Source organism: Acinetobacter towneri DSM 14962 = CIP 107472 (genome assembly GCF_000368785.1).
Lineage (GTDB): Bacteria > Pseudomonadota > Gammaproteobacteria > Pseudomonadales > Moraxellaceae > Acinetobacter > Acinetobacter towneri.
Window position 1 is genome coordinate 163,191 of record NZ_KB849691.1, and the last position, 10,274, is coordinate 173,464.

The window sequence follows — 10,274 nt, forward strand, 5'->3', positions numbered from 1 at the left end:
GCTGCAATTACCCCACCGCTTTGCGTAACGATGTCGGCATTTTTATTTTCAGTTGTTGTACCAAATCGTAAATATGATGAATATTTAAACTGACTTTAGCACGTGTGCATGCCACGTACAGTAATCTTAATTCTTCATCGCTAATTTTATGCTCTTTGTCGTTCAGTTTAAATTGGTAGTCGTCTTCAATATGTACCCGATTCCATTCTAAACCTTTGGCTTTATGCGCTGTCGAAATAATATAGTCGGCTTGGTCAATTGGGGTGATTTTTGCCAACGCCCGTTTGAGTGGATTAGTACCATGATCATCCACCAGTTTGACCAAAGGTTTAATGTCGCTGCCATCGTTGGTTTCACAATATTCATGTACATCATGCCAAGAGTTAAACCATGCCAGTTCCGGAACGTCGGTCACACGTTTGCCTTGTTTGAGCATCGCGGCAGCATCCACAAAACGGTTTAAGCGCACATGGTCGGCTTGCAGACTGACTTTATCGCCATGCACTAAACCTGCCAGTAGCAGTTCCATGGCACGGGCGTTGGTACGGCATAAAATCGCATCACGCATTTTGGTATGCGGTTTGTTGACCACTTTGGAATGTAATTCTGGATTGCCCAAGAGTGGCACGGTTTCATTCAGCCCACCTAAAATGGCATTGGCGGTCAGGGCAATTTCTTCACCAAAACGGAACGATGTGGTCAGTCGTGATTCAGGCAAAGGTAATTGCTGCATGGCATTGATTGCACCACGCCAAGCATAGATTTGCTGATGCGCATCGCCCACATAAATCACTTGAGTATTACGTTGCTTGAGTAAAATGCCCAGCATGAGCGGGTCGGCATCTTGAGCTTCGTCAAACAGCACATAATCGGCAGGAATGTTGGGTTCAGACAAGGCCCAAAGTTTCAGATAAATATCGTGTCCAATGCCTGCCTGATGATTCGGGTCAATTGACTCCAACCAGCGTCGTTCTACCGCAGGATAAAGATGCTTTTGTAAGGTGTCGATGTCGTCTGGATGCAACCAACTAGGTGCTTGTAAATGTCGTGGGGCAGGGTATTGCGAACTGGTCGAGCAGAAATGACTCACGGCATTGGCCACCAAGCTGGCTAAACGACTTGGCATCAACACATATTTTTCATAGCGTCCGCCCATCATGCGTCTAAGGGTAATCGGTTCTAAACGATACTCTTTGGCAATAAAACTTGGACTTAAACGGGGTAGGCGTAATTTGTCGGTGACTCCACGTGGAACGCTGCGATATGCAAGCGAGTGAAATGTACGACAATCGACCTGACGATGAAATTTACTTTGTGCTTCTGCGGCAATGGCTTTGTTAAATGCCAAGTACATGCCACGCCGTTCTGGCATGGCATCACTGATCATTTGTAAGGTCGTGGTTTTACCTGTACCTGCATAGGCAATCACTTTAAAAGATTTGCCCAGACGTGCATTATCTATAGCAGTGGCTTGCTCATAGGTCGGGCGAGGCTTGGTGATTACAGACACAGATCAGGGTTGGCTTTTCGCGTTAATGGCTACGGTTGGCTTTTTCAACCAAGCCTGATAAACCTTGACGACGAGCCAATTCATTCAGTACCACTTGCGGTTCAATATCGAAATAACCCAACATGACAATGCTGTGGAACCATAAATCGGCCACTTCATAAATCAGGTCATTTTTGTTGTTGGCATTGGCTTCGGTGTTGAAATCTTTGGCGGCAATAATTGCTTCCACGGTTTCTTCACCGACTTTTTCCAAAATTTTATTCAAGCCTTTATGGTATAGCTTGGCTACATAAGATGAGTCAGGATTAGCGGTTTTGCGCTCGCTCATCATTTGCCCTAAATAAGCCAAAACTTCAACCTGTTCAGCTTGTGCCTTTGATTGGCTCATGGCTAAGGTGTGAGCATTGGCGGCTTGTTCACCATAAATTTGATTCGGGTCTTTCAGCTGTGCATCTACAATTTCCCAACCATTGGCGGTGAGTTTGCGATAGAAACAAGATTCACGCCCTGTGTGGCAAGCAATTCCACCATGTTGTTCAATTTGCAGGATAATCACATCGGCATCGCAGTCCAGACGAATCTCGTGCACAGTTTGAAAGTGTCCAGATTCTTCACCCTTGTGCCACAATTTATTGCGTGAACGTGAAAAATACACCGCCTGATTTTTTTCGGCAGTCAGTGCCAAGGCTTCACGGTTCATCCACGCCACCATCAACACACGTCCTGTTTGATGATGCTGTGCAATGGCAGGCACTAATCCTTGTTCGTTAAATTTTACTTCATCGAGCCATTGCAAGTTATTCATGAGTTGTTCACCAAAATTAATTTAAATTGTATGGACGCTATTTTCTGAGCGCACGATTTTGCATCGTCCCTATAGTGTACGTGATTCAAGACAATTTACCTAAATTATCTTGCCAGATTTGTACTGTCAAAGCGTTTGCATAAATTGAGGGAAGTTTTGTTTTTCCACCATTTCCAGAAATTCATCGCCCAAACGCTGACTTTCTGCCACCGATTGTTTCCATAAGCGAATGCGCTGTGCCTGATCTAAACCTTTTAAGGTGAAGTCTTTACGATCGGGCAAACGGCCTAAAGGCAAGCTGCTTAAATATTCTGCCGAAGGTGATAGCAAGAGTGTCCGGGCCTGATTTTCAGGATTGGCTTTACGATGCTTCAACATTTTATCAAACCAGCCAGGGGTAATGCTGTCGGTAAAGTGTGGGTACAGCACAATGCCCTGACTTTGGTAAGGTAAATCTAGATGGTAGTCAATTAAGCCACCATCCCGATAACTGCCCACGGGCGCATCAGGAATGTCACGAATAGCAGACATCACCCCGGGAATAGACGCTGAGGCGAGCAGCCACGGTGCGACATTCTGCTCATTCAGGGCTTGGTAATGGGTGACAAAATCATCCTCTACCATAAACTGCTGACCTTGCGCAGGTTGGCTGATGACGCGTTGCATAAATAAGCGGTTATGTTTGCGCGCAATGGCATTGCTACCAATAATTCCAGCCACAGATGCTAGCAAAGGCAAGGCTTGGTCACTTTGGAAAATATGTTGAGCTTTGACGGAAATGACCGTGAGGTGATAGTCAGGATGCTGAATCAGTTGTTGTTGCTGTCCCTGAATCAGTTCAAACAGCATATTTTGACAAATCTCAGCGACTTCTTGGCGCGACATTTTTTTATGAAAATACAAGTTGGTATATAAATCGGACAGACGCTCAGTGCCTTGTTTTGCGCCCCACGCCAAAATACTGGCAAAGCGCCAACTGCCAATTGAAGAACCGACCACAGTACGACGCTTTGGGGCTTGGGCAAAAAACTCGCCAAAAATAGCTTGGTCTAAGCCTTGAATGCCAATACCTTTGGGGCCGCCTGCTGCACCTGGAATAATATCGACGTGTTGGGCATGTAAGCCTTCTTGTTCAATCAGTTGGCGTGCCAGATGTCCTGCGCGAATATTGAGTGCAGGGGCACGTTTATGCAAAATCTGAGTCATGCTTGATCTATAACGCTACAAATGTGCATTAATTGTAGGTGTGGTGATATTTACAACAATGGCGAGAGGCATCACTTGGTGACTGATGAGTCATGCGGTAGTTTTTAGGATGAGTTAGAGAAAATCAGCGTGATAAAAAAGCCTGCTTTAAAACAGGCTTTCTAATTTTTTTATCGTCTAATCAGTTTGTTATCAAGCAATGTGGCTTTATTTAGCTATACGCCAAATCGCCAAGAAACTTGCCAACGCGATTAAAACAATAGAGACATACCACGGTGCAATAATCGCAATGGAGAGGAAAATGGCCATAATGCTGCCAAAAATCCAGCTGCGTTTTTGCTGATGTTCCATTTGTAGACGCATGCTTTGTAATTCATGCAATTGTTTGGAATGCCAAGCCGATTGGTTTTTTAAACCATTTAAACTGTCAATCATTAAACTTGGTAAGTCTTGCGCACCCAGTAACAGGTCGGGAATTTGCTGCCCAATTTCTTTGATATTTTTGACTGGATTCATATTGGCTTTAATCCAATCCGTTAAAATTGGTTTTGCCAGTTTCCAGATATCCAGTTCTGGATATAAGTCTGTGCCCAAGCCTTCAACATGCACCAATGTTTTCAGGAGTAGCATCAATTGCGGTGGAATTTCCAAATGGAAACGACGTGCAATATCCATGACCTGAATCAGAATGCCTGCAAAGTCCAATTCGTGCATCGGTTTAGACACCATTGGCCCGACAGTACGGCGCATTTCACGGGCGAGAGCATCTTGATCTGTGCCCGGTGGAATCCAGCCAGCTTGGTGTACCACTTGAATCAGCTGCATAAAGTTGCTGTTCATCACCGCCAGCAACATACGTGCTACGGTCATTTGGTCATGCTTGGACAGCTCGCCCATAATCGCACAATCTAGCGCAATAAAACGCGGATTATTCGGATTGATGGTTTCCACAAAGACGTTGCCAGGATGCATATCGGCATGGAAAAAGTTGTCACGGAACACTTGGGTAAAGAAAATCGTGAGGCCTTTTTCTGCCAAATCGGCACGATTCATCCCCAAACGATCAAAGGTTGCCGTGTCGGAAATTGGCACACCTGTAATGCGCTCTGCCACCATCACATCTTTACTGTCCATATAGACTTCAGGCACGTACATCATGCTTGAGCCTGTAAAGTAGTGACGCATGCGGCGGGTGTTATCCGCTTCTAAGGTCAAATCCAGTTCGTTGAGAATAATTTGACGATAGTCCTGAATAATTTCAGATAAATGTAGAGCGCGTGCCGCTTCCAGACGTTTTTCCAGTGCTGCACCGAGCCATTCCAGAATTTCAAAATCTTGTAGAATTTGCTGGCGAATATCGGGACGGGTGACTTTAACGACGACTTCACGACCATCATGCAAGGCAGCGGTATGGACTTGCGCAATGGAGGCTGCTGCTAAAGGTTGCTCATCAAAACGGGCAAACAGGGTGTTGATGTCTGCCTTGAGCGATTGCTGAATTCGCATTTGTGCCACGTCAGAACCGAATGGTTTGACACGGTCTTGTAGCAACACCAATTGCTGTAAAACTTCAGGCGGAATCAGGTCACGACGTGTAGACAGTAATTGCCCAAGTTTAATCGCCAGTGGTCCCATTTCTTCTAAAGCTTCTTTGAGCTTCAGCGGGTTTTTACGCTCTTTACTTGACCAAGCCGCAGGGTGCATGCGAATAAAACTGAGTGCATGACGTGCCTTTTCTGGTAGTTCTTCCGCAGGAAACAACGTGTCGAGTCTATAGTGCGCGGCAATGCGCCAAAGTTCGAGTAAACGTGAAACGTGCGGAATCATAAAGACTTATTCCCTAGGGTTGAGTGGAGTTTAAGGTGTCAGAAGCGGTATCTGGCTGTGCATCAAGCTGCGCTTGTAGCTGTTGAATTTTGGCTTCGGCGCGGTCTAAATTTTGTTGAAAAATGCGCGTGTCTTGTTGTAAGTCATCCATTTGCCAGCGTGGGGCAAATAGACCACTGTCTTCTTTTAGGGCATCTTCAGCAAAGAACAAATGGCTGTGTAGACTGCGTTTTAAATGCTTGGGTGCAAGCTGAATTTTGCCAACTTCATGAGCCAAAGCAGGACCAATCCAAGGGCTTAAATGTGCGGCCAAGTCTAGTTCAGCCTGCTGCATAATGCGCTGAATATCTTGTAAAAGATGATAGTCACCTTGTAGGGGAATATTGCCCACTTCATCGGATAGCAACAGTTTGAGCAATTGCACCACATTTTTAACATGCAAAGTGGTCGTTGCGGGGCTGATATTTTGCGCTTGATCAAACGGGCGTTGCTCAAAAATAGAAGGCTGCTCGCTGTGACCTGTTGCAGTAGGTTCTAAACGAACTTTGTTGTCATCAAAAAAGACATCTACAGAAAGCTGTGGCGAATCGAGCACCACACGCAACATTTTGCCGTGTAGTTGGTTGAGCTGGATGCGAGTAATCGCATCCAAATCAATAACATGATGAATCAGTTTCTCAACTGCACCAAGGGCGAGAATTGACCACATTGCGGTACGCCTTAGAGTTTAAAACCACGGTGAACGGCAACAATACCACCAGTCAGGTTGTGGTAATCACAGTTTTGGAAGCCTGCCTGTTCCATCATGCCTTTTAAAGTGCGTTGATCTGGGTGCATACGAATAGATTCAGCCAAGTATTTGTAGCTTTCTGAGTCGTTTGCGACAATTTTACCCATCAATGGCAATGCTGTGAATGAATATAAATCGTAGAGTTTTGAGAACGGTTCAAATACTGGTTTTGAAAATTCTAAAATCAATAAACGACCACCCGGCTTGAGTACGCGGTACATCGCTGCCAAAGCTGCATCTTTATCGGTCACGTTACGTAAACCAAATGAAATAGTCAGTAAGTCAAAGCTGTTGTCTTCAAATGGTTCTAAAGTTTCGGCATTCGCCAACACGAAATCGACATTGGTACAGCCTGCATCAATTAGACGGTCACGGCCAACATTCAGCATAGATTCGTTAATATCTGACAGTACCACATGACCTGTAGGGCCAACTTCACGGCTAAAGACTTTGGCTAAGTCACCCGTACCGCCTGCAATGTCCAGTACGCGCTGACCACGACGTACACCTGACATATTAATCGCAAAGCGTTTCCATAAGCGGTGAATACCAAATGACATTAAGTCGTTCATAATGTCGTATTTGCTTGCAACCGAGTGGAAGACTTCTGCGACTTTCTGGGCTTTATCTTCACTGCTGACGGTTTGGTAGCCGAAGTGTGTGGTTGCACCGACATTGCCTGTGTTGGCACCGCGCGGCAAATTATATTTTGGCACTGAACCCGTAACAGGTGTATCCGTTAATTTTTGTTCTAAAGATTGTTGCTGACCTTGTGGAGCGCCTTGCGGTAGAGGTTCGGTTAAGAATGGACTCACTTTGTCTGTTGGTTGTGCCGACTCGGGAGTAGCGGTAGGCGTTTGATTTTCATTCGACATTGGAGTCACTCCTCAGGATAAAAAGGCTTAAGGCTGCAGTGTATGCATGATGACAGATTCTAAGCACTTGTACAGTAATCATCATGCAATTGTTATGAATAATATACAGAAAAAACCAAAGATAGCGTAAGTGTGCTGAATAAGTGTTGGTTATTTCACACATTGGGATTATGAAAATGGATGTAAATCACCTGCATGTACTTTGGCAATAATTTCCCGTTCTGTGGTAGTAAATTGCTTCACAAATTTCTCTGCGGACTTTAATGGTTTCATGGCTAAAAAGCCATCTTGCATAAACTCATACATAATTTGAAAACTGTATTTTTGCGCCGCGCCTTTACACATTTTAAAAGCGGTATAGACCACAAAAGAGCGCATATATTTATCTAGGTTTTTACCCAGTTCATCCAACATATTTAATTGTTTTAAGCGTGCTTCGCCCTGATCGAGCTTTAAATAAGTCAGACGCATCATCTCATCATTTAAAGGCATATTTTCAGGATAGTCCTGTAGCAATTGTATCGCGACTTGTTCATCTAACTGCACTGCCAAAATCGCCAGACTTACCCCAGAAGTCCCTGTTTTTATTGCATTTTCAGGGATGATTTTTTCAGCTTTGTGTGCATATTTCAGTAGGCGAGCAATTTGACCTGCCAAAGCGTCAAAATCTGGACCGCCATATAAGCGGTTTAAAAAATATTCAGCCATCAAGACATTGTGCTTTTCGGCAAACTGTGTGGCATGGGTGCGTTGCATACGCTGTTTTTGCCATGCTTGAACATCTTGTAAGCGTTGAAAAAGCATAGGATTTTTATGATATTTAAATTGATAATACAGTTCTAACAGCTCATCTAAAGCAGCAAGTTTAGACATAGGGTGTCTCATTATTGAGTTGAATGGGCAAATCTTAATGTGAGTTTGATCTCGTCGCTATGACAAATTACACAGAATTCCAAACGGCAAAGGTCAGTGTGTGAGATTAATCTACAAAAATAAGCGAAAAGTTGTTAAAAAATGGGTCGATATTCGTATACTGATCCAAGTCTGTCGCTCATTCTAATATCGTAAATATAGATGAATGATCAGCAGAGCTTAAATAACACAACAATAGGGTAGATGATGTCACAAGCACATACTGAATTTAAACTCATGGAAGAAGAACAACTTTCAGTCGAGCTAATTGAAGCCCAATATGCTTTAAAAAACACCAAAGGTGAAAAAAATGCCAAAAGTTTGCTGATTTTAGTGAGCGGCATTGAATTGGCGGGTAAGGGTGAATCGGTTAAACAATTAAGAGAATGGGTCGATCCGCGTTATTTAAGGGTAAAAGCCGATGCGCCGCACCCGTTTAATCCCAAACAGACACTTTGGCAGCCTTATGCACGTTTTATTCCTGCCGAAGGTCAAATTATGGTGATGTTTGGCAATTGGTATAGTGACTTATTAAGCACAGCCATGCATGTGTCTAAACAAATTGATGACACCATGTTTGATAACTATGTCGAAAAAATGCGTGCCTATGAAGAAGACTTAAAAAATAACCATATGGATGTCATTAAAATCTGGTTCGATTTATCGTGGAAATCACTACAAAAACGACTAGATGATATGGAACCGAGCGAAGTGCATTGGCATAAATTGCACGGCTTGGATTGGCGCAATAAAAAGCAATATGACAGCTTGCAAAAGCTGCGCCAACGCTTTACCGATGACTGGATTATGATTGATTGCGAAGATGAAACCATCCGCGATCAACAATTTGCACAGCATATTTTACGTGCTTTAGAGCATTGTCCTGTGCATCCGACCAGTTCGGGCATCACTTGGCAAGCTGCAGAAATTCCAGAAGTTTTGCTTAATCCTGTATCTGAATCGGTCAATGAGGATGACTATAAAGCAGAGTTAAAGAAACTCACGAAAAAAGTGGCAGATGCACTGCGTTTAGATAACCGTAATGTCAGCATTGTTTTTGAAGGAGTGGACGCAGCAGGCAAAGGCGGCGCGATTAAACGGATTGTAAAAAAACTGGATCCGCGTGAATACGAAATTTACACCATTAGTGCACCTGAAGCCTTTGAAATCAGTCGTCCTTATTTGTGGCGTTTTTGGACGAAAATTCTGCCTGAAGAAAAAATCAATATTTTTGACCGTTCTTGGTATGGTCGGGTATTGGTAGAACGTGTAGAAGGTTTGATTAGCCCACTGGAATGGCAGCGTTCTTATGACGAAATCAACCGTTTTGAAAAAGACTTAAATGATCATCAAACTGTCGTCATCAAATTTTGGTTAGCCATTAGTAAAGATGAGCAGGAGCTGCGTTTTAAAGCACGTCAGGAAACCGCACATAAGCGTTTTAAAATTACAGATGAAGACTGGCGCAACCGTAGCCGTTGGGATGATTATTTGGTGGCTGCGGCAGATATGTTGCAACGTACCAGTACCGAATATGCACCGTGGCACATCATTCCGAGTAATGACAAAAATGCAGCACGTTTGGAAATTTTAAGAACTATCTTGAAACAACTCAAGGCAGAATAATCTGCCTTTCAGGGCGAGCATATTTTTTGCTGCTATTGCGTTATGAGTCAGTCATTTAGAATGACTAAACTTCCTGCCTCATGCCTTATATCAGCTAAAAAATCTTGCGAGATATATCTCTCACACCAAAAACATAGGTGAATGATCAACAGACCCTATGCATTTACAACTTTGGCTTGTTTAAGCTGAATGCTTTTTGCTAGTTTATAGCTTTCTTCAACATGTGTTTCGGCAATTTTTTTCATAATAAAATAACCCAAACCTGCTGCCACCATTTGTCCACCCAATGGAATAAACTTGGTCACTTGTTTGGTGATGTACTTGGCTGCGACATTATTCAGGGATTTTTTTACTGCAGTACGCGCCACGACTAAGCCTGAAAACTCCACACCGCGTTTACGCAATTCGCTCCAGTGGACTTTTCGGGTTTCAGGATCGTACACGCTGACTTGTTCAGGAGATAAGCCAAAACGTGCATTAATTTCTGGAATCAGTTGCGACAAGATGCCCACATCAATGACAACGTCTAAGAACGGCACAGGAATGACGGCTGCACCTGCAGAAAAATAGGCACGTTTTTTGACCAGTTCTAGGCATTCTGCACGAATCATTTCCAAGTCTAGGCTTGGATCAATACTGTCTGGAATTGTCTCTCTTTTTATCATAAGTACAACCTTAAAATGGCGGATAATCGTATGCTGTTTGGTAAATTAAACCACTTTA

General features: G+C 43.6%; 9 protein-coding genes. 1 reads left to right on the forward strand and 8 read right to left on the reverse strand.

The annotated features are described in order from the left end of the window. Positions 1-7 precede the first annotated feature (7 nt). The 7 genes from F947_RS11685 to F947_RS11715 form a co-directional block, all read right to left on the reverse strand. Positions 8-1,510 (reverse strand): UvrD-helicase domain-containing protein, encoded by a 1,503-nt coding sequence (locus tag F947_RS11685; RefSeq protein WP_004975892.1) that lies wholly within the window; start codon positions 1,508-1,510, stop codon positions 8-10. A gap of 22 nt (positions 1,511-1,532) precedes the next feature. Beyond that, complete coding sequence (hisIE, locus tag F947_RS11690) at positions 1,533-2,315, reverse strand: bifunctional phosphoribosyl-AMP cyclohydrolase/phosphoribosyl-ATP diphosphatase HisIE (protein ID WP_004975893.1); 783 nt, start codon at positions 2,313-2,315, stop codon at positions 1,533-1,535. A gap of 126 nt (positions 2,316-2,441) precedes the next feature. Continuing rightward, entirely contained in the window at positions 2,442-3,521 is a 1,080-nt protein-coding gene (locus tag F947_RS11695) for a patatin-like phospholipase domain-containing protein (protein ID WP_004975897.1), read from the reverse strand. Between the two features lie 207 nt (positions 3,522-3,728). Beyond that, positions 3,729-5,348: an ABC1 kinase family protein gene (locus tag F947_RS11700; protein WP_004975899.1), complete on the reverse strand. Its 1,620-nt coding sequence runs from the start codon at positions 5,346-5,348 to the stop codon at positions 3,729-3,731. Positions 5,349-5,361: 13 nt separating this feature from the next. Further along, a complete protein-coding gene (locus tag F947_RS11705) occupies positions 5,362-6,057 on the reverse strand; it encodes a ubiquinone biosynthesis accessory factor UbiJ (protein WP_004975904.1) in 696 nt (231 codons plus the stop codon). 11 nt (positions 6,058-6,068) lie between these two features. Beyond that, positions 6,069-7,013, reverse strand: coding sequence for a bifunctional demethylmenaquinone methyltransferase/2-methoxy-6-polyprenyl-1,4-benzoquinol methylase UbiE (ubiE, locus tag F947_RS11710; RefSeq protein WP_004975907.1), 945 nt, complete (start codon positions 7,011-7,013; stop codon positions 6,069-6,071). Between the two features lie 168 nt (positions 7,014-7,181). Then, complete coding sequence (locus tag F947_RS11715) at positions 7,182-7,886, reverse strand: DUF8198 family protein (RefSeq protein ID WP_004975910.1); 705 nt, start codon at positions 7,884-7,886, stop codon at positions 7,182-7,184. A 246-nt stretch (positions 7,887-8,132) separates the two neighbouring features. Between F947_RS11715 and pap the strand changes: the two genes are divergently transcribed. Beyond that, positions 8,133-9,551 (forward strand): polyphosphate:AMP phosphotransferase, encoded by a 1,419-nt coding sequence (gene pap / locus F947_RS11720; protein WP_004975912.1) that lies wholly within the window; start codon positions 8,133-8,135, stop codon positions 9,549-9,551. Between the two features lie 155 nt (positions 9,552-9,706). Here pap and F947_RS11725 read toward each other — a convergent pair whose 3' ends face one another. Further along, on the reverse strand, positions 9,707-10,216 hold the full coding sequence (locus F947_RS11725) for a hypothetical protein (protein ID WP_004975913.1): 510 nt from the start codon (positions 10,214-10,216) through the stop codon (positions 9,707-9,709). Between the last annotated feature and the right edge of the window lie 58 nt (positions 10,217-10,274).

Coding starts and splice junctions, on each gene's coding strand:
- F947_RS11725 (WP_004975913.1), bottom strand. CDS start 10,216: ATGATAAAAAGAGAGACAATTCCAGACAGTATTGATCCAAGCCTAGAC.
- F947_RS11695 (WP_004975897.1), bottom strand. CDS start 3,521: ATGACTCAGATTTTGCATAAACGTGCCCCTGCACTCAATATTCGCGCA.
- ubiE (WP_004975907.1), bottom strand. CDS start 7,013: ATGTCGAATGAAAATCAAACGCCTACCGCTACTCCCGAGTCGGCACAA.
- F947_RS11700 (WP_004975899.1), bottom strand. CDS start 5,348: ATGATTCCGCACGTTTCACGTTTACTCGAACTTTGGCGCATTGCCGCG.
- F947_RS11705 (WP_004975904.1), bottom strand. CDS start 6,057: ATGTGGTCAATTCTCGCCCTTGGTGCAGTTGAGAAACTGATTCATCAT.
- F947_RS11715 (WP_004975910.1), bottom strand. CDS start 7,886: ATGTCTAAACTTGCTGCTTTAGATGAGCTGTTAGAACTGTATTATCAA.
- hisIE (WP_004975893.1), bottom strand. CDS start 2,315: ATGAATAACTTGCAATGGCTCGATGAAGTAAAATTTAACGAACAAGGA.
- pap (WP_004975912.1), top strand. CDS start 8,133: ATGTCACAAGCACATACTGAATTTAAACTCATGGAAGAAGAACAACTT.